The following is a 25,926-nucleotide window of genomic DNA, read 5'->3' as shown; positions in this document are numbered from 1 at the left end:
GAATGCGGTTGACTCCGACCCTGCGATCCTCCTCCGGCGATCTCATCGCCGATCGTCGATACGAATATGCCCGCGCGGCCTTCGACGAGAAGGATTTCGACGCTGCGGTCGATCTGGCGCGACAGGTTCTGGAACTCGCTCCCCAATTCGCCCCTGCCCATGCCCTGCTTGGCCGAGCCGCGTCCGCGACGGGCGCGCGCGACGAGGCGGTGGAGGCTCTCCGCAATGCACTCGCGCTGGAACCCCAGGACGCGCTCGGGGTACGTCTTGATCTGGCGAGGCTTGGAGCGCTGGCCTCCGACGAGGCCGTTACCCACGGCTATGTGCGGGCGCTTTTCGACGATTACGCATCACGCTTCGACAGGCATCTGACGGAAACGCTTGCCTATCGCGGCCCGACTCTCATCGTCGACGCGTTGCGGCGGGTCTGTACGGTGCGGGAGCGTCCCTTCGGCTTCGGGCCGATGCTCGATCTCGGCTGTGGCACCGGGCTCATGGCGCGGGCGTTGGAGGGCCATGCGGAGAGTTTCGAGGGCGTCGATCTTTCGTCGCGCATGCTGGAACGAGCCGCCAGGACCGGGCTCTACCGCAGCCTGCATGAGCGGGATCTCGAAAGTTTCCTGACGGGACGAGCCGCCGGTGAGGCAGACCTTATCGTCGCGGCGGATGTCTTCATTTACAAGGCGGCGCTGGATGAGGTCTTTCGCGAGACCCATCGCGTGCTGAAACCAGGCGGGTGGTTCACCTTCACGGTTCAGGCGCACGAGGGCCGAGGCGTGATCCTCGGCAGCGATTCCCGCTATGCGCACGGCAAGGCCGAAATCCTGGCGCTTGCGGCCGAAACGGGCTTCTCGGTCGCCCTCATCGAGGACGCCTCGATCCGCGAGGATCGGGGACAGCCGGTCCCCGGGCTCCTCGCGGTGTTGGAGCGTTAGGCTCAGCCCTGGAAGGGCATGGACGGGTGCGGGGTCGATTCCCAGCAGCCAAGGACCGACTGGTCGAAGTCGATGATCGAGCCGGTCATCAGGCCGGATTCCGCGCTGGTCAGGAACGCGACGGCGCGCGCGACCTCGGCCGGGTCGAGCAGGCGGCCGAAGGGCTGGTTCTTGACTGCGTTGTCGAGCCAGCCGTCCTGGGCGTTGTGATAGGTCCGCATGATGCGGTCTTCGCCCGGCGTGTTCATCCAGCCGATATTCAGGCCGTTCACGCGGATGCGCCACGGCATCAGGCTGAAGGCGGCGTTCTTGGTAAGCGTCGCAAGCGCGCCCTTGGAGCCGCAATAGGCCGAGATGAAGGGCTGGCCGCCATGGGCCGACATGGACAGGATGTTGACCATCGTGCCCTGGATCTTCTCGCGGCGCATGATCGTGGCGGCGTCCTGCATCAGGAAGAAGGGCGCGCGCACGTTCACGGCGAACATGCGGTCGAAGAGCTCCGGGCTGGTGTCGAAGACTGTGCCGCGGTCGGTCATGCCGGCGGCGTTCACGAGCACGTCGACGCGCCCGAAGGTCTTGTCGGCGTGTGCCGAGACCGCGCGGACGTCGTCCATGTTGGCGAGGTCGGCCTGCACGAATTCCGTGCGGCAGCCTTGCGCGGTGATGTCCTTGGCCACCGCCTGGCCCTTATCGGCATTGCGGCCGCAGATGACGAGGCCGGCGGCGCCGCGCTCGGCGAGCGTGCGGGCAATGGTTTCACCGACGCCCTGGGTGCCCCCCGTGACGATGGCGATGGCGTTCTTGAGATTGGATGTCTGCGACATTGGCGTCATTACTTTTTGGTTCTGGATTGTTATCCGGCTACATTCGCATAGAAACGAAGGAGGGGTGTGAGTGCAAGCACGCAAGGGTGGCATCCACACCTGAACATATCCGAGCATTCCGAAATCCATGTGACATGACGAGCCGCGGCAGACGACCTATGCTCTGCTCATGCCGAAAGCAGCCGCCATCGCTCTTTTGCCCCCCGAGTTCCGCCGCTGGTTCAAAAGCCGGGGCTGGGAGCCGCGGGAACATCAGTTGCAGCTTCTGGCCAAGGCGCGAGGCGGCCACTCGGTCCTCCTTGTCGCGCCAACCGGGGCGGGCAAGACGCTTGCGGGGTTTCTGCCGAGCCTCGTCGAATTGGCGGGGCCTTCCCCCTCCCCCTTGCGGGGAGGGGCAGGGGTCGCAAAGTCAGAGCGGAAGGACAAATCGGCTCGCGATGTGATTTCTACGGCTATCTCATCCGAGAACGGTTCACCCGGTCGTTCCACCCCCAACCCGGCCCTACCGGCAAGGGGGAGAGAGAGACGTCGCACGCTCCACACCCTTTACATCTCCCCCCTGAAAGCGCTGGCGACCGACATTGCACGCAATCTCGAAACGCCGGTGCGGGAAATGGATCTGCCTGTCCGGATCGAAACCCGGACCGGAGACACGCCCTCCCACAAGCGCGCACGGCAGATCGAGAAGCCGCCGGACATCCTGTTGACGACACCGGAGCAATTGGCGCTGCTTCTGGCTCATCGTGAGGCCGGCGAGCTGTTCAAGGATCTGCGGCGCGTGGTGCTCGACGAACTGCATTCGCTTGTCACCTCCAAACGTGGCGACCTGCTCTCCCTCGACCTCGCCCGCCTGTTCAAAATCGCCCCCTACCTGACCTCGGTGGGTCTTTCCGCAACGGTCCGGGAGCCGGACGATCTGCGGCGCTATCTGGTGCCGCAACGCGCCGGCGAGGGAGGGGAGCGAGCACTCGCCGATCTCGTCGTGGTGCAGGGCGGGGCCGAACCCGACATCCGGATGCTCGAACTCGATGAACCGCTTCCGCTCGCGGGGCACACGGCGTCGCAGTCGATGCCGGCGATCTACGATCTCATCCGGCGGCACAAGACGACGCTCGTCTTCGTCAACACGCGGCTGCAGGCGGAATACACGTTCCAGGAACTCTGGAAACTCAACGACGACGGGCTCGCCATCGCGCTCCACCACGGTTCGCTCGATGTGTCGCAGCGGCGGCGCGTCGAGGAGGCGATGACGGCGGGCAAGCTCAAGGCCGTGGTCTGTACCGCGACGCTCGATCTCGGCATCGACTGGGGCGACGTGGACCTCGTCGTGAATGTGGGCGCGCCGAAAGGCGCGTCGCGCATCATGCAGCGCATCGGCCGCTCGAACCATCGCATGGACGAGCCGTCGCAAGCCTATCTCGTCCCCGGCAACCGGTTCGAAATTCTCGAATGCCGCGCCGCGCTCGATGCGGTGCATGAGGCGGCGCAGGATACGCCGGATGCGCGCATCGGCGCGCTCGATGTGTTGTGCCAACACATCCTCGGCATGGCCTGCGCCGAACCGTTTCGGTTGGAGGATCTTTACAAAGAAATCCGCTCGGCCGCGCCTTACGCGGCGCTGATGTGGGAGGATTTCGAGGCCGCTGTCGCGTTCGTCGCCACCGGCGGTTACGCGCTTCGGGCCTATGAGCGCTTCGCCAAGATCGTGAAGGGCAAGGACGGGCTCTGGCGGGTGCGCGATGCGCGCATCGCCCAACAATACCGGCTGAATGTAGGCACCATCGTCGAGGCGACGATGATCAAGGTTCGGCTCGGGCGAACCTCGCGGGCACGGCCCGGCACGGTTCTGCCGCGCGGCCGGTCGCTGGGCGAGATCGAGGAATATTTCGCGGAGACATTGACGCCGGGCGATACCTTTCTCTTCGCGGGCGAGGTGCTGCGGTTTGAAGGCATCGTCGAGGACGAGGTCCTGGTCACGCGGGCGACCGCAGGGACCGATCCCAAAATCCCGTCTTATGAGGGCGGAAAGTTTCCGCTCTCCACCTTCCTCGCCGCGCGAGTGCGGGCGATCCTCGCCGATCCGTTCGAATGGGACCGGCTGCCGGCACAGATGACCGAATGGCTGCTGCAACAGCGCCGCCGCTCCGTCCTTCCGGGACCAAACGATCTTCTGGTCGAAACCTTTCCCCGCGCGGGGCGCTTCTACATGACCTGCTTTCCGTTCGAGGGGAGACTCGCGCATCAGACGCTCGGCATGCTTCTCACCCGGCGTCTGGAACGCGCGCGGTTGAAGCCGCTTGGCTTCGTCGCCAACGATTACGGTCTCGCGGTCTGGGGCGGCGGCGACATCGCCGCGCGGGTCGGACGCGAGCCGGGATTCCTCGACGATCTCTACGCGGAAGATATGCTGGGTGACGACCTGGAGGATTGGCTCGCGGAATCGACCATGATGAAACGCACGTTTCGCCAATGCGCGGTCATCGCGGGGTTGATCGAACGTCGCTTTCCGGGGCAGCAGAAAACCGGGCGGCAGGTCACGATTTCCACCGATCTCGTCTATGACGTGCTGCGCAAGCATGAACCGGACCATGTCCTGCTGCGCGCGGCGCGGGCGGATGCGGCAACGGGGCTTCTGGACGTGAAGCGCTTGGGTATGCTGCTTCAGCGCATCCGGGGGCGGATCATCCACAAGCCGCTCGACCGGGTTTCCCCTCTGAGCGTGTCCGTCATGCTGGAGATCGGCCGCGAGCGCGTCTATAGCGACGATGCGGACGAAATCCTGGCCGAGGCGGAAGCGGCCCTTCTCGACGAGGCTTTGGCGTGACGGCGTTGCCCATCATCAGACACACGGGAAGCGAGATCGGGCTTCATGGCCGCGCGGCCATCCTCGATCTGACGGGCGCCATGTATCTTCCCGAGGACGGCGTGCTGCTGGTCGCGGATCTCCACTTCGAAAAGGGCTCGTCCTTCGCGGTGCGGGGCATGATGCTGCCTCCCTACGATACGCGCGAAACCCTGAAGGCGCTGACGCGAGCGGTCGCCCGCTTCAACCCGCGCGCCGTCATCGCGCTGGGCGACAGTTTCCATGACATTGGCGGGCCGGAGCGTCTCGGTGATGAGGAGCGCGCGACGTTGGCGCGCGTCCAGCACGGGCGCGACTGGATCTGGGTCACCGGCAATCACGATCACACACTGCCCGACAGCATCGGCGGCGAGGTGGTCGAGGAGATGATGCTTGGCCCTTTCACCCTGCGCCACGAGCCAAGGGGAGGGGCGGACGCCGAGATCGCGGGGCATCTGCATCCGGTGGGCAAGGTGGTGATGCGTGGGCGCGCGACCCGGCGGCGGTGCTTCGTCACCGACGGCGCGCGTTGCATCATGCCGGCGCTTGGGGCTTACGCAGGCGGATTGAATGTTTGCGACACGGCTTTCCAGCCGGTTTTCCCGAATGGCTTCACCGCCCATCTCATCGGCACGGAGAGAATCTTCGCCATCGCGAGAGCAATGCTCTGCGGAGATTGACGCGGCTCAGTCGCGCCGGAAGATCACGCTCGCGGTCCAGCCGAAGAAAACCGCGATGAGGGCCGTGAACAAACCGTAGATCAGCCGCCAGTCGCGGGCCGCTTCGCCGACCTGCTGCTCGAAGCCTGTCTTGACCAGCTCGAAATGGGTGATGGTGCGGGCAAGGATGACCGTTTCGGCAAAGAGCGCGACCTCCACATCGTAGGTCCCCGGCGGGGCGATGGCCGGAAGCGGGATGCTGGCGCGAAAGATGTTGGGCGTCAGGAATGTGACGCCGCGATCGTCTTCAAGATAAAGGCCCTCGCGGTCTTTCAGGCGGTAAAACGCGTCGCGAAACCGCTCGTCCTTCTGCCCGCGATCGTTGGTGAAATCCGGTGCGCCAATGATCGCGCGCAAACCGATCTTCTGGCGTTGGCGAAGCTGATCGCTCGTCATCTCGGTGATGGGGCGCGAGGTCAGAACGCTCAAGTACGCCGGAGCCATGGGAAACTTCTGCTGCTCCTGATTGAGCCAGAGCGGCCCGAACCGCTCCTTCTCGCGCACGACGAGATATTGGCGCGGGCCGCGCACCGTGACGACGGCGTCATATCCCGTGGCGCGCGCGACGGTCTGCGCATCCCGCTCGACCGCGCCGAACACGGCAATCGAGGTTCCCGTGTAGTTCGAGTTGATCAGAACGCGGTGGTTCGACAGGGATGTGATCAAGGTCTCGGCCGAGGCCGGCGCGAAAGTACCGAGGAGGATCAGGAGGGCGCCGACGATCCTCACGTGCGCGCCTCCTGCACCGCGATGGAGAATGGTTCCTCCGGGCGCACGACCAGTTCGAGGGCAAAGCGCAAGCCCACGGCCAGCAGCAGGATCGCCAGCAGGAAACGGAAAAGTTCGGCCCTCAGATTGCGTCCGGCCCGCGCACCGAATTGCGCTCCGAAGACGCCGCCGATGATGAGGAGTAAGGCCAGAACGATGTCGACGGCCTGGTTCGCCACCGCGTGGAGGACGAGCGCGACGAGTGTCGTGCAGACGATCTGGAATTGCGATGTGCCCACGACGACGGTGGTCGGCACTCGAAACACGTAGAGAAGCGCCGGCACCATGATGAAGCCGCCGCCGATGCCGAGAAGTGCGCCCGCCAAACCGATGAACAGGGCAAGGCCCAGGATCGGGATGACGCTCATATAGCGTTTGGAACGGTAGAAGCGCATCCGCAGCGGCCAGAACAGATAGGGCGCGTGCTGGCCAGCCCGGCGGCGCGGGCGAACGGGGCGGCCACGCCGCGTCATCCAGAATTCCCGCAGGCTCTCCTTCAACATCAGGCCGCCGACGACCATGAAAAGCGTCACGTAGGAAACGACGATGACGAGATCGAGCTGGCCTGCCCGGCGGGCGACGGCGAAGAACCAGACACCCAGCACCGATCCGATCAAGCCGCCGAACACGAGGATTGAGCCGAGCTTGAGGTCGAGCGCGTTGCGGCGCACGGCGCCAAGGACGCTTGTCGTGGAGGAGGCGACGATCTGCGCGGTTTGGGTCGCCACTGCGACCGCGGGCGGAATGCCGAGGAAGATCAGGAGCGGCGTCATGAGGAACCCGCCGCCGATGCCGAACATGCCCGAGATGAAACCGACCGCTGCGCCCATCGCGAGGATAAGGAGAACGCTCACCGGCATTTCAGCGATTGGCAGATAAATTTGCACCCCGGTTCCCCTATGGCCGGTGCAGCCATGTTCTCGTTATGACGTCGCTGGAAGCGACCTTAAAATCGATGTTCTGAACGAAGGATGACGGAGATGACGGATTGTCAGCTCCGGCTGGCGAAAATCCTGTTCAGATGAGCTGTTTGGCCTTCGGTCGTCGACGGCACTTCATTCGCGGCCGGATCGATGCCCCTCGGGCGCCACTGCTCCACCAGGGCCTTGGTTCCGGAAAGCTCGGCAGCGCTGAGCCGCGCAGCGACGTCGTCGCGCTTCTTGGCCGCATCCGGGTCGCCCTGCATCGCGGCAAGGGCGAACCATTTGAAAGCCTTGGCGGGATCGGCACGAGTCCCGATGCCCCGCGCGAAAAGGACGCCCATGTTGAACTGGCTGTCCCGCACGCCAGCCTCGGCAGCCTCGGCATACCAGCGTAGCGCCGAAGAATAGTCAGGCTTGCCATTAATGCCCGAGGCGAGGAGCGTGGCGAGGTTATGCATGGCGCGGGCATTCCCGCCCAATGCCGCCCGTTCATACCAGATCGCCGCGAGCTTGGTGTCTTTCGCGACGCCGAGGCCCTTTTCGTGCAGCATGGCAAGACGCTCTTGCGCCGGTGCGAAACCCACTTGCGCCGCGCGCTCGTAGAGTCTCGCGGCGAGCGTCAGATCCTTCTGAAGGCCACGACCCTCCACGGCACGCGCTGCGACCTCGGAAATCGCCGCCGCATCGCCCGAGAGGGCCGCCTGACGCAGAGCCGCCGGAAGAAGAGGTGGGATTTCGCCGACAGTATCCGGATCGACAGGAAATTTTGGTGCCGCGAGGGAGGCTGTCGTCAGGCTCGACCTTTGAAACAAGCCGAACTGTTCCGGCTCGGCCGCTGCGCTCAGGGCGCTCGCGCCGACCTGCTCCAGCCGGGAAGCGGTCTCGTATGCTGCAACACGGGTCACGCCTTTCGGCCCGGTCGCGATCACCGTATGTTGGGATGGCTGCCCGCCCGACAGGATTTGCGCCGTTCCGGCAGCGAGGATCAGAAAGGCCAAGCCGAACAGAAGCGGGCGGCGATGATTGTCGAAAGACCGGCGAATGCGTTCGATCAGGGAGGGGGCAGAAAGAGCTGCCATCTCCAACGCAGTCGCATCCGCGTCTTCAGCCTGAACGTCCGAATGCGGCTCTGGGAGAGACTCGGTCGCCGATTTTTCCTGCGGTGCGGTCTGTGCCGCACGGCGCGCTGCCGCGATGAAGCTCGCGCGCACTTGGCCCAAATCGGTTGCGTGCGACGAAAACGCTGTGCCCGCGCCGCGCGGTGTGTCAGCCGCGACATCCAGCCTTTCCGACTCCTGCGTGAGCACCGGCTCCGGTGACGCCGCGGACACCTCTTCCATCTGGGACAAAGCTGCCGCGTGAAGCCTGCGCACGGCGGCTTCCAGGCGATCGGCGGGGGCCATGTCGTCCGCCGATTGTGTCGGGGAACCGGCGCCGCGTGTCATCGGACCTTGATCGGGGAAGCGGGAGACGAGCGTTTCAAGAGCGTCGTGAACCGCGCGAAGGGTCTGCTGGGTCTTCTTGTCGGATCGGGTCTGAAGGGCCTTCAGCTCGACAAAGCCTTGCTTCAGGGCATCAAGGTCGCCGATGGCCGGCGCGCTCGGCTGAACATCTCTCAAGGCTGCCTTTGCGGCCTGCTCGGCGATGGCCTGCGTCTCGCTCCGCAGCTTCTGTAGGTGAGACGCCGCTTCTGCGACGACCTGGTGCAGCGGATCGGCCGGCGTGCGGTCGAACCGCTCGGACAGGGCCACAATTCGCCTTTCGAGGGCGTCAAACGCCGAGGCGGGCGAGGGCGTCTCCTCCAGCCGCGCACTGATCGAACGCAGCATCAGCTCCACGCTCGATGTGTCGGCCTGCCGGCCGACCTGCCGCAACTCGTCCTCAAGCCTGTCGAACCGCGTCAGCAGGGGCTCGTGCGAGGGCGGCGGCGTATCGGCGACGGCCTGAACCTGTGAAGAGAGGCGGGTAATCATCGCCGTCAGCGTGTCATGCTGCGCGAAACGGCTGTCGGTCAGGGTCGCCATCCGCTCCGTCAGCAACGCCAGTTGTTCCGCAATCGGTTCGAGATTGGCGGGCTCCGGTTCCGGTCGGCTCGCCAGAATGTCGAGGCGGCGGCTCAGATCCTGCAGGTGCCCGGGGACATCGTTCGCCTCCTGGGCCGCAACGGTGCGGGTGAGGGCGGAACACACATTCTCAAGCGAGCTTTTCAACGCGGCGAAATCGCTGCGGCCGACCTGATGGGCGCGAAGATCCGCAAGTTGCCGGCTGAGCGAAGCGACGTCGCCGGTCAGGCGCTCGATCTGCTGCGGCTCGGCGCGGCGGGACAGGTCGTGACGCATGTCCACGATCTGGCTGCTGAGAAAATCGATGACGGAGCGGTCGACCCCGGTCTCGGCGACGCCGTCGATTTTGCGCTTGATCGCGTCGATTTCGGCGCCGATCCGGCGATGCAAGCCTTCGGCCAACTCGTCGGAGAGGCCCTGGACCTGCTGGTAGATGGCGGCAATCGAATGGGCGAGCGTCAGCAAATCCTTGCTGGAGCGCCCCTGATCCAGATCCTTGGTGACGTCGCGGAGCGCGTGATCCAATGTCGCGATCTCGTCCCGTGTTGCGAGACCGGCCATGCTTGAGCGAAGACGCTCGATTTCTGTGCGAATGGCCTCCACCGCCGGATTGGCCGGTTGTTCCAGCCGCTCGGCGAGGCGCGACATATCCGTCCGCAGCCCGACCAATGTCTCGGACAGAGGTTCGAGCGCCTTGATGGCGTCTTGAACCGGAAATTCGATGCGCGCGGGGGCTGGCCGCTCGGAAACGACATGGCGCTCGACCGTGTCGAGACGGCCTTTCAGCGCGGACAGGGCGTCCGAAAGGGCGGAGGCCATGCGATCCTGGTGGTGTGCCGAAGCCCTTGCCGTTTCGTTCAGCCGTTCCTCGGCATGTTCGATCCAGCTCGCCATGGATTCAAGCGCGATGGCTGTTCTTGAAGCCTGGTCCTGAGCGCGGCGCTCGTGCTGGGCCGCGACGGCGCTCATAAGGGTCTCATAATCCCCTTTTGGTGCTTTGCGGGCGGTCGCCGTCTTGGCGATCCGTGCGACGATGCTGTCGAAATCCTCGCCCGCCCGGCTCGGGAGAGGAGGCTTCGGCCCGGGATCTGTCTCCTCAGCCAGTGCCGCCGCCACCCATTCCTCAAGACTCAGGCCCGACCGGCGCGCGGCGGCTTCGGCCACCTCGCGGACGTGCAGGTCCAGACCTTCAAGTGTCGAGAGAACGTGTCGTCTCATGGCCGCGCCTGTGGGGAAGTAAAGCCCAACAACGACGGACATGTCCCCACACCAGATCCCGTCGTGACGGCCTTGGATCCGGCATGGGATGCGAATCATTAGAAACGCCCCGGGATCCTTGAAGCCGACGGCGCAGCTTTTGACCGGCGTGGTAAAAAAGCCGTTAAAGGGAAAGCATTTAGCCGGGATGCCCTCGGGGGATGCAGCGCAGCTTACTTTGCGGCGTCCGGCAATGAGAGGGCCCGTCCTATCCTTACGGTTGAATGTGTTGCAACACACTTGCAGTTGATATATTTAATGTTCTATCATTTCATTATTGGTGAATCGAGGGTTCTATATCGGGACCCCCATCCCGGTAAGCAAAACGAAGAATGGTGGGGCACGGCATGAATAAAGATATCCCAGGGAATTATGCGGCCATTTCTGAAGCGGAGGATGTTTCGGAAAGCGCAAAGTCCTATACGATCGGTGACTTGGCGCGCGAATTTGGCGTAACCTTGCGAACCCTCCGGTTCTACGAGGATCGCGGGCTTCTCTCGCCCAGACGCGATGGAACGGCCCGTATCTATGACGCTCGCGACCGCGACCGTCTCTCGGTCATTCTCAAAGGGAAGCAGCTCGGATTCACGCTCACCGAGATTCGGGCCATGCTGGCCGAGGAGCGCCTGAGCGATGGACAGGCTACCAACCTCAAGCTTTCGCTGGACCAGATTGAAGATCAGATCGGCCATCTGGAGCAGCAAAAGGAAGAGATCGAGCAGGCTCTGATCGAGCTGAAGGCACGCCGCGCGAATCTGGCGGTCGCAGCGTAACGGCCGAGCCCTCTCTGGGTTCGCTTCCGCAGAAGCGGATCTGCGCCGGAAAAGGCGACAAAGTAAGAGTTTCTATCGCGCATTCCGATTCAATTGGATCGGAATGCGCTCCCGCCTCGGCGGGTGGTTGATAATCCTTCGTCTTGATAGTCTTTCGCCACTCGACAGAAGCGGCGGGATGGAAATCGCTGCCTCCAGCCCGGCAGCAATGACTGAAATCGCCGGCTGCTTTCCAGATGGCGCTCTAGGGGCCAGGCCTTTCGACCGAGTGCATGACACTCGCGCGATAGCCGTTGTTGGCTTGGCGCATTTCGCCTATCTCCCGACTGCTGCCTATCTCTTGACTCTTTATTGAGAGCGCTGCCGGGTTTGCTTGGCCTATGGCGCGTTTTTACCGCCGCTCCCTTATCCGGTTCTGAGCCATCGAAGAGCGCGCCTGACCGGTGGATCTGATCGGCCCGACCCTCCGGCTGACCGACGCGTGCGCCACTCGGCCCGAGCGTCCCTGAAGGACCGCCTCTGCGAATTTCAGAAAACTCAATTTCGCGTGTTCCGTCGAACATTTCGCGCCCTACCTCTTCCCCAGGGTGAGTTGATAGTTTATATGTGAACTATCTGAATGGCTGGCCGCGCTCTGAAGAGCTGTCGCCAATGCCTGATATCCGACCTGGGAGGAGCTCTATGCCGGTCTACAAGGCCCCCGTCGACGATGTGATGTTCCTATTGAACGACGTCTTTCCTATCGAGCGCCACAACAACCTGCCGGGCTTCGCCGACGCGACGCCGGATGTGGTGGAAGCGGTTTTGAGCGAGGGCGCCAAACTCTGCGAGGAGGCTTTTGCGCCGCTTAATCTTTCGGGGGATCAAGAGGGCTGCGTGCGACACCCGGATGGCTCCGTTTCCACGCCCAAGGGCTTCAAGGAGGCCTACGACGCTTATACCGGCGGGGGCTGGATGGGCCTTTCGATGCCGGAAGAATATGGTGGCCAGGGTCTGCCCTCGACCCTCAATACGGTCATGCAGGAGTTTGTTTCCTCGGCGAATCTGGCGCTCGCCATGTATCCCGGCCTGACGCAAGGCGCGATCGCCGCGCTTCTCGTCCACGCGCCCGCGGACATCAAGAAGACCTATGTGCCGAAAATGGTCGAAGGCACCTGGACCGGCACCATGAACCTCACCGAGCCCCATTGCGGAACGGATCTGGGGCTTCTCAAGACCAAGGCCGTGCCGAATGGCGACGGCACGTATTCGATCACCGGCACCAAGATCTTCATTTCCGCCGGCGAGCACGACATGGTGGAGAACATCGTCCATCTGGTGTTGGCACGGATCGAGGGCGCACCGGCGGGCACCAAGGGCATCTCTCTGTTCGTGGTGCCGAAATTCCTGGTGAAGGGCGACGGCTCCCTCGGCGAGCGCAACGGCGTGTCTTGCGGCTCGATCGAGCACAAGATGGGCATTCACGGCAACGCCACCTGCGTCATGAACTATGACGGCGCGAAGGGCTGGCTCATCGGTGAAGCCAATCGCGGCCTCAACGCCATGTTCGTGATGATGAACGAGGCCCGCATGGCGGTGGGCGTGCAGGGGCTCTCCCAATCGGAGGTCGCCTATCAGAACGCCGTCGCCTACGCGAAGGATCGTCTTCAGGGCCGCGCTCTCACGGGGGCGAAATATCCCGACAAGCCCGCCGATCCGATCATCGTGCACCCGGACGTGCGCCGCACGCTTCTGTCGATCAAGGCGTTCAACGAGGGGGCCCGCGCGCTTCTGGTCTGGACGGCGTTGAAGAGCGACATCGCCCATCGGTCCTCGGATGCGGCGGAGCGCCAATCTGCTGATGACCATATGGGCCTCCTGACACCAGTTGTGAAAGGCGTGCTGACCGATCTCGGCTTCGACAACGCGGTCAAGGCGCAGCAGATGTTCGGCGGCCACGGCTATATCGAGGAATCGGGCATGTCGCAGTTCGTGCGCGATGCCCGCATCGCCATGATCTATGAGGGCGCGAACGGCATTCAGGCCATGGATCTTGTCGGCCGCAAGCTGGCGAAGGATGGCGGACGCGCCGTCATGGGCTTCTTCAACGAGGTCGGTGCGTTCTGTCAGGAAAACGCCAACGACGAGAGCCTCAAGGGTTTCGTTGCCCCGCTGCAGAAAGGCTTGGCGGATCTCCAGCAAGCCACCATGTGGTTCATGAACAACGCCATGGCGAAGCCCGACAACGCCGGCGCGGGCGCGACCGACTACATGCACCTCTTCGGCATCGTCGCGCTGGGCTACATGTGGGCCAAGATGGCGAAGGCCGCGAATGTCAGGAAGGCGCAAGGCGACGGCGCTGCGGACAAGATGGATGCCAAGCTGATGACGGGCCGCTTCTTCATGGAGCGCCTGATGCCGGAGACGGCGACGCGCCTTGCCTGCATCACCACAGGCGCGGATGCGACAATGGCGATGCCGGCGGAAGCTTTTTAGGACACCTCGTTATCCCGGCTCGCGCTTCGCTTGTCCGGGATGACACGAGACAAGCCGGGAGGAGGATCCCATGTCTGAAGCCTTTATTTACGACGCCGTGCGCACGCCGCGCGGGCGAGGCAAGCCGGACGGTTCGTTGCACGAAGTGCCGGCGGTCGATCTGGCGGTATCTACGCTCAACGCCATCCGCGACCGCAATCATCTCGATCCGAAACTGGTCGAGGATGTCGTCCTCGGCTGCGTCGATCCGGTCGGTGAGGCGGGCGGCGACATCGCCCGCGCGGCCGTGTTGAAGGCCAATTTCGGCAAGGAAGTGCCGGGCGTGCAGATCAACCGCTTCTGCGCCTCGGGCCTCGATGCGGTGGCGCTTGCAGCGTCGCAGGTGATGGCCGGCATGAAGGACATCGCCATCGGTGGCGGTGTCGAGTCCATGAGCCGCGTCGGCATGGGCGCGTCCGGCGGTGCGTGGCCGGTGGATCCCGGCATCGCGATCGCCAATTACTTCCTGCCGCAGGGCATTTCGGCGGATCTCATCGCCACGAAATACGGATTTTCGCGCGACGATGTGGACGCATATGCGGTCGAGTCGCAGAAGCGCGCGGCGAAGGCCTGGGATGAAGGCCGGTTCAAGAAATCGATCATTCCGGTGAAGGACATCAACGGCCTGACGCTGCTTGCCAAGGACGAGCACATGCGCCCGTCCACCGATATGCAGTCGCTCGGCCAATTGAAGGCGTCCTTCGTGCAGATGGGCGAGATGGGCGGCTTCGATGCGGTGGCGATCTATGCGCATCCGGATGTGGAAGCCGTCAACCACGTCCACCACGCGGGCAATTCGTCGGGCATCGTCGATGGCGCGTCCGCCGTTCTCGTCGGCTCGAAGGAAGGCGGTGCGAAGGCCGGCCTGAAGCCGCGAGCCCGCATCAAGGCATTCGCCTCGCTCGGTTCCGACCTTGCGCTCATGCTGACCGGCCCCATCGAGGTGTCCCAGCTCGTGCTGAAGAAAGCCGGCATGACCACGAAGGACATCGATCTCTTCGAGATCAATGAGGCGTTCTCGGCGGTCGTGCTGCGGTATTTGCAGGCGATGGAGCTTGATCCCGCCAAGGTCAATGTCAATGGCGGTGCCATCGCCATGGGCCACCCGCTCGGCGCGACCGGGGGCATGCTTCTCGGCACTGCGCTCGACGAATTGGAGCGCACGGGCAAGCAGACGGCGTTGATCACCTTGTGCGTCGCGGCCGGCATGGGCACGGCGGCGATCATCGAGCGCGTTTGAGAACGAGACGGGAGAGCAACATGACGAACTTCACCAACTTCCGTTTCGATGTCGACGGCGACGGCATTGCGCTCGCGACCTGGGACATGTCGGACCGCTCCATGAATGTCATCACACCGCAAGTGATGGAGGAGCTGTCGCAGATCGTCGAGAAGGTCGCGGGTGACGCCGCGATCAAGGGTTGCGTCATCACTTCGGGGAAAGACAGCTTTTCGGGTGGCGCGGATCTCGCCATGCTTCAGGGGCTCGGCGCGCAATACGCCAAGCTCGCCAAGGAGAAGGGCGAGGAAGAGGCGATGAGCTTCTTCTTCGAGGAGTCGCGCAAGCTCTCGCTGCTCTATCGGCGGCTTGAAACCTGCGGCAAGCCTTTCGCGGCGGCAGTGAACGGCGTGTGCCTCGGCGGCGCGTTCGAGCTGGCGCTCGCCTGCCATTTCCGCGTTCTCTCGGATTCGGAGGCGACGCGGGTCGGCCTGCCGGAGATCAAGGTCGGTCTGTTTCCTGGCGCGGGCGGCACGCAGCGTGTGGCGCGTCTGATGCAGACGGGTGATGCGTTGCAGATGCTGTTCAAGGGCGAACAAATCCGCGCGCTCATGGCCCGCAATATGGGCCTCGCCCATGCGGTCGCGCCACGCGATGAAATCGTCAAGACGGCGAAAGAGTGGATCAAGAACGGTGGCTCGGCGGAAGCGCCGTGGGACAACAAGAACTTCAAGCTGCCGTCGAACAAGGTCTATTCGGCCGCCGGCATGCAGATCTGGCCTGCCGCGAACGCCATCTATCGCCGCGAGACGCAAGGCAATTACCCGGCGGCCTATGCCATTCTGGAAGCGGTCTATCAGGGCTTGCAATTGCCGATGGACCAGGCGTTGAAGGTGGAGTCGCGGTGGTTCGCCAAAATCCTGCGCTCGAAGGAAGCGGCGGCGATGATCCGCACGCTCTTCGTCTCCATGCAGGAGCTGAACAAGGGCGCGCGCCGTCCGAAGGAAGTACCGCCGACACACCTGAAGAAGGTCGGCGTCGTCGGCGCGGGCTTCATGGGTGCGAGCATCGCCTATGTCACCGCCAATGCGGGACTTGAGGTCGTGCTCATCGACAAGGACCTGGAATCGGCGGAAAAGGGCAAGGCGTACTCGCACAAGCTCATGTCCGACCAGATCATGAAGGGCCGCGCCAAGACGGCGGACCGCGATGCGCTGCTCGCACGGATCAAGACGAGTGCGGAATACAATGACTTGAGCGACTGCGACCTCATCATCGAAGCCGTGTTCGAGGACCCGAAGGTGAAGGCCGAGGTGATCGCGAAGGTAGAAGCCGCGATCCGTCCCGATTGCATCTTCGCCTCCAACACCTCGACCCTGCCGATCTCCGGTCTCGCCAAGTCGTCGAAGCGCCCCGATGAATTCATCGGCATCCATTTCTTCTCGCCGGTCGAGAAGATGATGCTGGTCGAGGTCATCCTCGGCAAGCAGACGGGCGACAAGGCGCTCGCGACCGCGCTCGACTACGTGCGGCTGATCAAGAAGACCCCGATCGTCGTCAACGACTCGCGCGGCTTCTTCGCCAATCGCTGCGTGCTGGCTTACATTCTCGAAGGCCATCTCATGCTCACCGAGGGCGTGCCGCCGGCGATGATCGAGAATGCCGGAAAGCAGGCGGGCATGCCCGTCGGCCCGCTGTCGCTTAATGACGAGGTCGGCGTCGATCTCGGCTTGAAGATCCTCAAGGCGACGAAGGCGCAGCTGGGCGATGCCGCCATCATCCCGCAGCAGGAGGCGCTGCTGACGCGCCTCGTGGAGCAGGAAGGACGCTTCGGCCGCAAGAACAAGAAGGGCTTCTACGACTACCCCGAGAGCGGCCCCAAGCACCTCTGGCCGGGCTTGAAGGATCTGCAGCCGAAGCGCCTCGACGCCGAAGGCATCGACATGCAGGAGTTGAAGCAGCGCCTCCTCGTGACGCAGGCGTTGGAAGCCGCGCGCACGGTGGAGGAGGGCGTGATTACCGATCCGCGCGAGGCGGATGTGGGCTCCATCCTCGGCTTCGGTTTTGCGCCGTTCACGGGCGGCGCGTTGTCCTACATCGACTTCATGGGCGCGAAGACCTTCGTCGATCTGTGCAAAGCCCTGCAAGCCAAGCACGGCGACCGTTTCGCACCGCCGCGGATTCTCCTCGAAATGGCGGCGTCGGGCGAGACCTTCTACGGGCGCGCCAAAGCCAAGAAAGCAGCGTAAGGCCTCGCCGTTCCCCCCTTGAGGGGGAGTTGGAAGGAATACTGGCACGATCAACTCGGGCGTTTCACGCCCGAGTTGACATGTTGTCGGTCCGATGAGTTTTGCCCCGGTCGCAGGACGTTCACCTCGTTACTGCAGGAGAGGAGACAGGAGTTCCCATGAAACCCATCTTCGCCATGCTCGCGGGCTATAACGCCTGGTGCAATCATCGTCTCTACGAGGCCGCCGCGCAGCTTTCCGACGCGGACTATCGCGCGGATCGCGGCGCGTTTTTCAAATCGGTTCACGGCACCTTGAATCACCTGCTCGCGGCCGACCGCATCTGGATGAAGCGATTCACCGGCGAGGGCGACGCGCCGACCCGGCTTGATGCGATTGTCCGCGAGACGCTCGCCGATCTCCGTCCGGCGCGTGAGGCGGAAGACGCGCGGATCGTCGCCTACGTCGAAAACCTGCCGGACGCCCAGCTTGCGGGCCGGGTCCGTTATCGCACCCTCACCGGGCCATCCGATGTCGAGCAGCCGCTGGCATCGGCGCTGCTTCATGTCTTCAACCATCAGACCCATCACCGCGGGCAGGTGCATACTCTGCTGACGGGCTTTGACCTTGACGCGCCGCCGCTCGACCTCGCCCTGTTCCAGCGCGAAAGCGGCATTGGCATGTCATGAATCTTTGGCTGCGGGTTCTCCACCTGATCATCGCATCGTTCTTCCGGTCGAAACTTGATCCGGTCAACGAGGTGTCGCGCCTGTCGTTTCGCGTCTGGCCTCACGATCTCGACACCTCGCTCCACATGAATAACGGGCGCTACTGGACGTTGATGGATCTCGGGCGTGCCGATCTGATGATCCGGTCCGGGTTGTGGCGGCCCATCATGAAGCACGGATGGCTGCCGGTGGTGGGTGCGGGGCAGATCCGTTTTCGGCGCGAAATGAGGCTCTTTCAGCCATTCACGCTGGAAACGCGGATTCTCACCTGGCTCGAAGGTCAGGTCATGATCGAGCATCGGCTTGTCTCGAACACCAAGGATGGCGCATCCATCCTCAATGCGGTCGCGCTGGTCCGGGCCGGGCTCTATGATCGGCAAGCGAAAAGCTTCGTCACCATCGAGCGCATGTTCGAGGAAATCGGCTTGCACGCCCCCGCGCCCGAAGTGCCCCCTGAGGTCGAGGCGTTCCTGAAGGCTGAAGAGACGTTGAAGAGACCGGCTTGATGGTTCACGGTGAGGCGGTAACTTTCTATCGCCCGTCACAACCGAGAAGTTGATTCCATGCCCCGCACCATCGACTACTATTTCTCGCTTACGAGCCCTTGGGCCTATCTCGGGCATGCCCCCTTCATGGACATCACGCACCGGCATGGGGTTGAGGTGAATTACAAGCCCGTTTTCCTCGGTCGTGTCTTCTCGGAAACGGGCGGTTTGCCGCTCGCCCAGCGCCATCCGGTGCGGCAGCGCTATCGGATGGTCGAATTGCAGCGGTGGCGCGAAAAGCGCGCGCTGTCATTCAATCTTCAACCGAAATACTGGCCCTTCGACGTGAATCTGCCCGACCGCTTCATCATCGCGATTACGGTCTCGGGCAAGAGCCCGGACCCCTTCCTGCGCCGCATCTTTGCCGCCATCTGGGAGGAGGAACGCGATGTCGGCAACCCCGTCGTTCTCGCGGAGCTGGCCGAGGCGGCGGGCCTCGATTCCTCGTCTTTGATGGACCTAGCCACCGGCAGCGTCACCGAGGCGATCTATGCGCTCAACCTGGAGAACGCCGTGGCAGGCGACGTCTTCGGCTCGCCGGCCTATGTGCTCGATGACGAGGTGTTCTGGGGGCAGGACCGGCTGGATCTGCTCGACGATGCCCTACGGACCGGGCGGCCGCCCTATCGGCCTTCGGTCGCGGGATAGAAGTGACGCCGCCTCTTCACAAGCCGCTCGCGGTCTTCGACGCCGGCCTGGGGAGCTATGCTGCGGTCAGGCTCCTGCATGACACCTATCCGGAGCAGGACATTCTCTACCTCGCGGACCGCGCGAGCTTTCCTTATGGCGGGAAGAGCAAGGCCGATCTCGTGGCCGTCGTCGGCAAGGCGGTTGCGTATCTGGAGACCTTCGATCCGTGCGCGGTCGTCCTGGCGTCGAACGCGCCGACCGTGGTGGCCTTCGATGTGTTGAAGGACATGGCGAGGAAGCCGCTCTTCGGTGTCTATCCCCCGGTCGCGGATGCGCTTGTGCGTTCGCGGTCGAAACAGGTCGCCGTTCTGGGCGTGCGCTCGATGGTCGAGAGCTCGGAAATTCGTACGTTCATCGATCGGGCTGCGCAAGGGCAGGGCGGTGTTCATGCCTTCGATGCGTCCGATCTGGTCGCCCTGATCGAAAACGCGGCCTTTCTCAATGAGAAGCCCGGCACCCAGGGCAAAGTCTCGCGGTTCGTCGACAAAGTACGTGCGGCTTTCCCCGACATCGACGTGATGACGCTTTCGTCAACGCATCTGCCTTGGCTGTCCGACTTTTTCGAGAAAGCGGCGCCGGACGTGACCTTCCTCGATCCGGCGGCGACTGTGGTCGCGGCGCTTGAACCGTACGTCACGACCGGCTCAGGGCGTGTCGAAGGGCATGTGACGGAGGACGAGCGCTATCCCTACGAGGCGTTCGCGCAAATCCTCGACACACTGGATATTCGCATCCCGCTGCACCGCGTCGCATTTTGAGACGCAGTGGAGGCCTATTCCGCCGCCACCCGCGTCGCGCGCCATTGCGTCAGCAATGCGCGCAAAGCCGCTGGCTTCACCGGCTTGTTGAGGATGTGAACATGCATCGCCGTCGCCGCGTCACGCACGGTCGGCGTGCGGTCGGCGGTCACGAGCATGGCGGGGGTGTCGACCTGCGTCTTCCAGCGCAGGTTCTTGATGAGGTCGAGACCGTCGCCCTCATCGAGATGATAGTCCGCGATGATCGCCTCCGGCGGTGTCTTGTGCGCCTTGAGGGTCTGTAGCGCGCTGTCGAGGTCCGACGCTGTCCAGACCTCGCAACCCCAGTTGGCCAGTAGTAGGCGCATGCCTTCCAGAATGGCGGGCTCGTTGTCGATCACGAGCACGCGCAATCCCGACAGGAGGGTCACGGGCGGTTGCGGCGGTTCGGTGGGGAGGGTCGAGGCGGGGAGGGCTGCAACCACCGGCACATCGACGCGGAACACGGACCCGCGCCCGGCTTCCGATTTCAACGCCACCGGATGCGCGAGAACGCGGCCGATGCGCTCGACGATGGAAAGGCCGAGACCAAGACCTCGCGCCGCCTTCGCGCCTTGATCGAGACGTTGGAACTCCCGGAACACAATTCTTTGCTTGGAGGGAGGGATGCCCAGGCCGGTGTCCCAAACCTCGATGGCGAGATGAGCCCCCTTGCGACGCCCGCCAACGATGACCCGTCCTGCACTCGTATATTTGATGGCGTTGGAAACGAGATTCTGGAGCACGCGGCGCAGCAGGCGGCGATCCGAGCGAATGGTGAGCGAGGACGGTACGAAGGTGAGCTGCAACCCCTTCTTGCGGGCGATCGGATCGAACTCGCGCTGAAGCTGGCGGAACAATTCGTCGATGCGGAAGCTCGACCATTGCGGTCTCATCGCGCCGGAATCCAGGCGGGAGATGTCAAGCAGAGCGGTGAGGATCTCCTCAACCGCGTCGAGGGCGGCGTCGATATTTTCCGCCAGGCTCGAGTCACCTGCTTCCCGGTCGCGCTCGACCAACGACGTGGCGTAAAGGCGCGCGGCGTTGAGCGGTTGCAGAATGTCGTGGCTGGCGGCGGCGAGAAAGCGGGTTTTGGAGATGTTGGCTTCGTCCGCTTCCGCCTTGGCGCTGGTGAGCGCCTCGTTGAGGCGGGTCAGCTCCTCGGTGCGCTCGCGGACGCGCTGCTCCAGCGTCTCGTTGGCACGCCGGCTCTCCTCCTCCGCCTCGACTGTCTCGGTGACGTCCGTATAAGTGGTGACGAGGCCGCCATCGGGCAATTGGTTCGAGCGGATCTCGATCACCTTGCCGGAGGGCCGCAGCTTCAGGCGCACCGGCTCGAGATCGTGCAGGAAGGAATGGATGCGCGCGGCAATCAGCTGGTTGGTGTCGCCCGGTCCGTAGGAGCCGCGCTCCGCGTTGAAGGCGAAGATGGCATCCATGCCGATGCCGACGCGGACGAGGTTGGGCGGGAGTTCGTAGAGATCGACGAAGGCCTGATTCCATGCGAGCAATTTCAGGTCGCGATCGAGCACGGTGATGCCCTGCTTGGCGTAGTTGATCGCATGCTGCAGCAGATCGCGGCTGTGCTGGATGGCAGCCGACGCATCGTCGAGAAGCTTGAGCGCCGCCTTGGTCGAGACGGTGCGGCGGCGCAGCAGCAGCGACAGGGCCAGTCGCGACGAGGCGGTGCCGATGGCGGAGGCGAGGAGGTGTTCGGCATAGCGTAGCAGATGCACATCCGCTTCCGCACGGGTCTCAAGCGCTTGTCCGCGGCTATGGGCGAAGCCTTCAAAGGATCGGGTCGTGCGTTCCTCGCCGAGATAGCGCGCGACGGTCGCGCGCAATTCGTCAACGGTCACGCTCGCCCGGAACAGGCGGAAACTCGGGGTCGCGGAGAGATCCGGCTCGCCGACAAAGATCGTGGCCTGGACCCGCTCGAGCGCGGTCACCGGTTTCCAGAGCGAGCAGCCGACATAGGTCAGGATGTTGAGGGTCAGGCTCCAAATGACGCCGTGGGTGAGCTGCGGCAGATCGACTCCGAATAGCGCCGTCGGTTTGAGCGCCGAAATCCCGAACGGGCCGGTGATTACCACATCCGACCAGAACACGCCGTCCCAGACCAGACTGGGGAGAAGCAGCGTGTAGGCCCAGGTGACAAATCCGACAATGAGCGCCGCGCTGGCGCCGAAGGCCGTGCCCCGCGACCAGATGAGACCGCCGAGAAAGGCCGGCGCGACCTGGGCGATGGCGGCGAACGACAACAGGCCGATGGCGGCAAGCGCCGCTTCGCCGGAGGCGCGGTAATAGGCATAGGCGAGCAGGATCACCACCATGATCGAGGCGCGCCGCACGCCAAGCACGAAGCCGCCGAGATCGACGCCTGCGAAAGCCCGCCGCCGCAGAACGATCGGCATGACCAGATGGTTCGAGATCATCACCGCGACCGCGACGGAATCGACGATGACCATGGCAGTCGCCGCCGAGAAACCGCCCAGAAACGCGATGACCGCAACCACCCCCGACTGGTCGAACAGGGGCAGAGCGAGAACGGTCATGTCGCGGTCGACCGTGCCTTCGGGGAAGATTGCCAGGCCGCCGAGCGCGATGGGGATGACGAAGATGTTGATGAGCACGAGGTAGAGCGGGAACAGCCATGCCGCCCGCTTCACGTCTTCGATGGCCCGGTTTTCGACCACGGTCATGTGAAACTGGCGCGGCAGAAGTAGCGCCGCGCAGCTCGAGAGAAGAATGAGCGTGATGTAGCTGCCGAAACCGGAGGTCCGGTCGAAGAGGCTCGGATCGATCCCCTTCGCGCTGAGGCGCTCGACGATGGCGCCGTAGCCGCCGAACATGACGAAGGTGACATAGCCGCCGACGAAGAGAAACGCGATCAGCTTCACGACGGATTCAAGCGAAATCGCCATCATCAATCCGTCCTGATGCTCGGTCGCGTCCGTATGGCGCGTGCCGAACGCGACAGCGAAACCGGCAAGCACGAGTGCGACGACGAGTGCCAGATCGCCGAAAAACGGGATCTGGGGATGGGTCGTGCCGTTCGCCGCGCTGAGAAACACGTCGAGCGAGGACGAGACCGCCTTCAATTGCAGCGCGATATAAGGAATGGAGCCGATGAGCGCGATCAGGCTGACGATGGCTGCGACGCGTTCGCTCTTGCCGTAGCGCGCGGCGACGAAGTCGGCGATGGACGAGATGTTCTGTGTCTTGGCGATCCGCACGATGCGCGTGACGAGAGTGTGGCCGAGACCGATGACGAGGATGGGCCCGATATAGATGGTGAGGAAGTCCAGGCCGGAGCGGCTGGCAAGCCCCACCGATCCAAAGAACGTCCAGGACGTGCAATAGACCGCGAGCGACAAGGCAGCGATGGTGGAGCGGGCAGGCCCCTGGATGATCCGCCGCCCGCCATTGTCGCCCCAATGGGCGACCATGAACAACAGGCAGAGATAGACCAGGGCCGATAGGATAACCGCCCAACTGGCGACCATGTGCGATCCTCGCGAGAAAAACCCTCGACAGATTTAGCTGGTCACGGTGGCGAATGCCACTGCCGGTTGACCCCCAGGGCCCTTACAAATTCCGGTCCCAGCCCGGCTCGGGCGCGAAGCGGGCGGCCAGGAACTCGCTGAAGGCGCGCACCTTGGCCGGAGTCTGACGGCCGGAGGGCAGGACTGCGTGAACGCCAAGCTCCTGTGCCGGATAATCGGCCAGGACCCGGACGAGGCTGCCATCGCGCAGGCTATCGCCCACCAAAAAGGTCGGCTGATAGATCAACCCCTGTCCGGCGAGCGCCGCCGCGAGCAAGGCATCTCCGTTATTGGCGCGCAGATTGCCTTTGACCGGAACAGCCATGTCCCCATCCTTGCCGAACAGCCAGCGATCGGCGTTCACGGCGCTGGGGAGGGTGTAGCCGAGACAATTGTGCGCGCTGAGATCGTCGAGAGTCTTCGGCGTGCCGTGGGCCCTGAGGTAGGATGGGGCGGCGCAGACCGCGATGCGGCAAGGGGCGATGCGCCGGGCGACGAGGCTTGAATCCTTCAGCCGTCCAATCCGGATCGCGAGGTCCCACCCCTCCTCGATCAGGTCCACATAACGGTCGGCCAAGCCCAGATCCACCGTCAGAGCAGGATACTGGCCGCTGAATTCAGCAAGCGCCGGTACGATCTGGCGAAACCCGAAGGTAAGCGGCACGTTGAGCCGCAACGTTCCTCGCGGCTCGATGCGATCAAGGCTCGCGGAGGCTTCGGCCTCCTCGATCTCGGCGAGGATGCGCTCGCAGGCGGCCAAATAGTCGCGCCCGCCCTCGGTCAGAACAAGGCTCCGCGTCGAGCGGTTCAGAAGCTTGACGCCGAGGCGGTTTTCAAGCGCTGCCACATGCTTCGTCACCATCGTCTGCGAGAGATGAAGCGCCCGCGCGGCGGCGGAAAAGCTGCCGAGCGCAGCAACGCGCACGAAGACCTGCATGCTGGTTACGCGGTCGAGCATAGAGGTTATCTCACTCTCGTGGTGTGAATTGATATTCCATGGCGATGATTATCACATTGGCGGTTTGAAGTCATAAGGGATACTACGTTTCCCCTGGAGATCATCATGATCGATACCCGCACCGCTCCTTATGCCGCCCTCGTTCTCCGCGTGACGCTCGGCATTCTCTTCCTGGCCCATGCAGGCCTCAAGATCTTCGTTTTCACGCCTGCGGGCACAGCGCAGTTCTTCGGCAGCCTCGGTCTTCCCCCGACACTCGCCTATCTGACCATCCTCGCGGAGGTCGCCGGCGGCGTCGCTCTGATCCTCGGCTTCCTGACCCGCTGGGCCGCTCTGGCCTTGATCCCGATCCTCCTCGGGGCGATCTTTACCGTGCATGGCCCGGCCGGCTTCTTCTTCAACAATCCGAATGGCGGCTGGGAATATTTGGCGTTCTGGATTGCGGCTCTTGTCGTCCAGGCCCTTCTCGGTGACGGAGCCTATGCCCTCAGCACCGGCTCGGCAAAGACTTCGGGCTCGCTTTCGGCTCGCTCAGCGTAATGGAAGAACCATGAGTGCAACGATCACATCATCGGATACCGCCGGAACTCCGGCGGCACGTCCCATCCATCCGGGCACCCGCATCGGCCACGTGCATCTGAAAGTGGCCGATCTGAACCGTTCGCTCGCCTTCTATTGCGGCGTCCTCGGCTTCGAGCTGATTCAACGCTATGGCACCCAGGCAGCCTTTATTTCGGCTGGGGGCTATCACCACCATATCGGCTTGAACACCTGGGAAAGCCTGGGCGGCTCGCCGCCGCCTCCCGGCACGACGGGGCTTTACCATACCGCCATTCTCTACCCGACGCGGGCGGCGCTGGCCGATGCGCTTTATCGGCTGGCGCAAGCGGGTATCCCGCTTGAGGGTGCGAGCGATCACGGCGTGAGCGAGGCTCTTTATCTCAGCGATCCCGACAAGAACGGCGTCGAGCTCTATTGGGATCGCCCCAAGGAGGAATGGCCCCGGACGCCCGACGGCGCGCTCCAGATGTTCACAAAGCGCCTGGACCTTCAGGGGCTTCTCGCCAGCCGGGAGGCTTGACTAAATCCCTCGTTCGGACAGCTTAATCCTAGTGGAGCTGACGAACGAGGGATCGACCATGTTGAACGAGTTCAAGAAATTCGCCTTGCGCGGCAACGTGGTGGATCTTGCCATCGGCGTCATCATCGGCGCGGCGTTCGGACGGATCGTGGACTCGCTCGTCGGCGACATCTTCATGCCGATTATCGGCGCGGTCACAGGCGGCCTCGACTTCTCGAATTACTTCACGGCGTTGTCGCACAACGTCACTTCGACATCGCTTGTCGAAGCAAAGAAACAGGGGGCGGTGCTCGCCTGGGGCAACTTCTTCACCATCGCCATCAACTTCATCATCATCGCCTGGGTTCTCTTCCTGGTGGTGAGAGCGTTGAACAAGCTGCAACGGACCGAAGCGGCCAAGGCCGAGAAGGCTCCGGAAACTCCCGAAGACGTGAAGCTCCTGTCGGAAATCCGCGACCTTCTGAAGGACAAACGGCCCGCTTGAGATCCATCACCGGATTCGATCGGTCACCCTTTTTCTTTTCATGGATGGAGAATC

20 protein-coding genes are annotated in these 25,926 nt (G+C 63.5%); 14 read left to right on the top strand and 6 right to left on the bottom strand.

Annotated features, from left to right (window positions below; translation table 11 throughout):
- Window positions 1–2: 2 nt before the first annotated feature.
- Window positions 3–935, top strand: a complete 933-nt coding sequence (locus tag I2H38_RS16990) for a class I SAM-dependent DNA methyltransferase (RefSeq protein ID WP_229426758.1) — start codon at window positions 3–5, stop codon at window positions 933–935.
- Window positions 936–937: 2 nt separating this feature from the next.
- Here the strand turns inward: I2H38_RS16990 and I2H38_RS16985 are convergent, their stop codons facing one another.
- Window positions 938–1,759: an SDR family oxidoreductase gene (locus tag I2H38_RS16985; RefSeq protein WP_196273050.1), complete on the bottom strand. Its 822-nt coding sequence runs from the start codon at window positions 1,757–1,759 to the stop codon at window positions 938–940.
- Between the two features lie 169 nt (window positions 1,760–1,928).
- On the opposite strand from I2H38_RS16985, the gene I2H38_RS16980 reads away from it, so the two are divergent.
- Together I2H38_RS16980 and pdeM are read left to right on the top strand one after the other, a co-directional pair.
- The gene (locus tag I2H38_RS16980; protein WP_196273049.1) at window positions 1,929–4,583 is read left to right on the top strand and encodes a ligase-associated DNA damage response DEXH box helicase; all 2,655 of its coding nucleotides are present in this window, start codon (window positions 1,929–1,931) and stop codon (window positions 4,581–4,583) included.
- On the top strand, window positions 4,580–5,281 hold the full coding sequence (pdeM, locus tag I2H38_RS16975; RefSeq protein ID WP_196273048.1) for a ligase-associated DNA damage response endonuclease PdeM: 702 nt from the start codon (window positions 4,580–4,582) through the stop codon (window positions 5,279–5,281). Before I2H38_RS16980 ends, pdeM begins: the two co-directional genes overlap by 4 nt.
- Before the next feature lie 6 nt (window positions 5,282–5,287).
- Here pdeM and I2H38_RS16970 read toward each other — a convergent pair whose 3' ends face one another.
- The 3 genes from I2H38_RS16970 to I2H38_RS16960 all read right to left on the bottom strand — a co-directional run bounded on the left by I2H38_RS16970 (window position 5,288) and on the right by I2H38_RS16960 (window position 10,334).
- Complete coding sequence (locus I2H38_RS16970; RefSeq protein WP_196273047.1) at window positions 5,288–6,049, bottom strand: TIGR02186 family protein; 762 nt, start codon at window positions 6,047–6,049, stop codon at window positions 5,288–5,290.
- Window positions 6,046–6,975 carry a sulfite exporter TauE/SafE family protein gene (locus tag I2H38_RS16965; RefSeq protein ID WP_196273046.1) on the bottom strand — a complete coding sequence of 310 codons (930 nt, stop codon included), beginning with the start codon at window positions 6,973–6,975 and terminating at the stop codon, window positions 6,046–6,048. The genes I2H38_RS16970 and I2H38_RS16965 overlap by 4 nt, the downstream gene beginning before the upstream one ends.
- Window positions 6,976–7,079: 104 nt before the next feature.
- Window positions 7,080–10,334, bottom strand: a complete 3,255-nt coding sequence (locus tag I2H38_RS16960; RefSeq protein ID WP_196273045.1) for a tetratricopeptide repeat protein — start codon at window positions 10,332–10,334, stop codon at window positions 7,080–7,082.
- A 344-nt stretch (window positions 10,335–10,678) separates the two neighbouring features.
- Here I2H38_RS16960 and I2H38_RS16955 point away from each other — a divergent pair, with 344 nt between their 5' ends.
- From I2H38_RS16955 to I2H38_RS16920, 8 genes are all read left to right on the top strand, one after another.
- Window positions 10,679–11,104 (top strand): MerR family transcriptional regulator, encoded by a 426-nt coding sequence (locus tag I2H38_RS16955; protein ID WP_196273044.1) that lies wholly within the window; start codon window positions 10,679–10,681, stop codon window positions 11,102–11,104.
- Between the two features lie 681 nt (window positions 11,105–11,785).
- Window positions 11,786–13,579, top strand: coding sequence for an acyl-CoA dehydrogenase C-terminal domain-containing protein (locus tag I2H38_RS16950; protein ID WP_196273043.1), 1,794 nt, complete (start codon window positions 11,786–11,788; stop codon window positions 13,577–13,579).
- Window positions 13,580–13,649: 70 nt separating this feature from the next.
- On the top strand, window positions 13,650–14,858 hold the full coding sequence (locus tag I2H38_RS16945) for an acetyl-CoA C-acetyltransferase (protein ID WP_196273042.1): 1,209 nt from the start codon (window positions 13,650–13,652) through the stop codon (window positions 14,856–14,858).
- 20 nt (window positions 14,859–14,878) lie between these two features.
- The gene (locus I2H38_RS16940) at window positions 14,879–17,086 is read left to right on the top strand and encodes a 3-hydroxyacyl-CoA dehydrogenase NAD-binding domain-containing protein (RefSeq protein WP_196273041.1); all 2,208 of its coding nucleotides are present in this window, start codon (window positions 14,879–14,881) and stop codon (window positions 17,084–17,086) included.
- 158 nt (window positions 17,087–17,244) lie between these two features.
- Complete coding sequence (locus tag I2H38_RS16935) at window positions 17,245–17,754, top strand: DinB family protein (RefSeq protein ID WP_196273040.1); 510 nt, start codon at window positions 17,245–17,247, stop codon at window positions 17,752–17,754.
- Window positions 17,751–18,299, top strand: coding sequence for an acyl-CoA thioesterase (locus I2H38_RS16930; RefSeq protein WP_196273039.1), 549 nt, complete (start codon window positions 17,751–17,753; stop codon window positions 18,297–18,299). The genes I2H38_RS16935 and I2H38_RS16930 overlap by 4 nt, the downstream gene beginning before the upstream one ends.
- Window positions 18,300–18,356: 57 nt before the next feature.
- Window positions 18,357–18,986, top strand: a complete 630-nt coding sequence (locus I2H38_RS16925) for a 2-hydroxychromene-2-carboxylate isomerase (RefSeq protein ID WP_196273038.1) — start codon at window positions 18,357–18,359, stop codon at window positions 18,984–18,986.
- Window positions 18,987–18,988: 2 nt separating this feature from the next.
- Window positions 18,989–19,786: a glutamate racemase gene (locus I2H38_RS16920; RefSeq protein WP_196273037.1), complete on the top strand. Its 798-nt coding sequence runs from the start codon at window positions 18,989–18,991 to the stop codon at window positions 19,784–19,786.
- Between the two features lie 14 nt (window positions 19,787–19,800).
- Here I2H38_RS16920 and I2H38_RS16915 read toward each other — a convergent pair whose 3' ends face one another.
- Both I2H38_RS16915 and I2H38_RS16910 read right to left on the bottom strand, forming a co-directional pair.
- Complete coding sequence (locus I2H38_RS16915; protein WP_196273036.1) at window positions 19,801–23,310, bottom strand: hybrid sensor histidine kinase/response regulator; 3,510 nt, start codon at window positions 23,308–23,310, stop codon at window positions 19,801–19,803.
- An 82-nt stretch (window positions 23,311–23,392) separates the two neighbouring features.
- Window positions 23,393–24,307: a LysR family transcriptional regulator gene (locus I2H38_RS16910; RefSeq protein WP_196273035.1), complete on the bottom strand. Its 915-nt coding sequence runs from the start codon at window positions 24,305–24,307 to the stop codon at window positions 23,393–23,395.
- Window positions 24,308–24,412: 105 nt separating this feature from the next.
- On the opposite strand from I2H38_RS16910, the gene I2H38_RS16905 reads away from it, so the two are divergent.
- The 3 genes from I2H38_RS16905 to mscL are packed head-to-tail and all read left to right on the top strand — an operon-like array spanning window position 24,413 to window position 25,872.
- On the top strand, window positions 24,413–24,847 hold the full coding sequence (locus I2H38_RS16905) for a DoxX family protein (protein ID WP_196273034.1): 435 nt from the start codon (window positions 24,413–24,415) through the stop codon (window positions 24,845–24,847).
- A 10-nt stretch (window positions 24,848–24,857) separates the two neighbouring features.
- Window positions 24,858–25,388 (top strand): VOC family protein, encoded by a 531-nt coding sequence (locus tag I2H38_RS16900; protein WP_196273033.1) that lies wholly within the window; start codon window positions 24,858–24,860, stop codon window positions 25,386–25,388.
- 58 nt (window positions 25,389–25,446) lie between these two features.
- The gene (gene mscL, locus I2H38_RS16895; protein ID WP_196273032.1) at window positions 25,447–25,872 is read left to right on the top strand and encodes a large conductance mechanosensitive channel protein MscL; all 426 of its coding nucleotides are present in this window, start codon (window positions 25,447–25,449) and stop codon (window positions 25,870–25,872) included.
- Window positions 25,873–25,926: the final 54 nt, after the last annotated feature.

It is taken from the genome of Microvirga alba (assembly GCF_015694465.1).
In the GTDB taxonomy this organism is placed as follows: domain Bacteria; phylum Pseudomonadota; class Alphaproteobacteria; order Rhizobiales; family Beijerinckiaceae; genus Microvirga; species Microvirga alba.
This window is presented reverse-complemented; position numbering and strand designations above follow the sequence as displayed.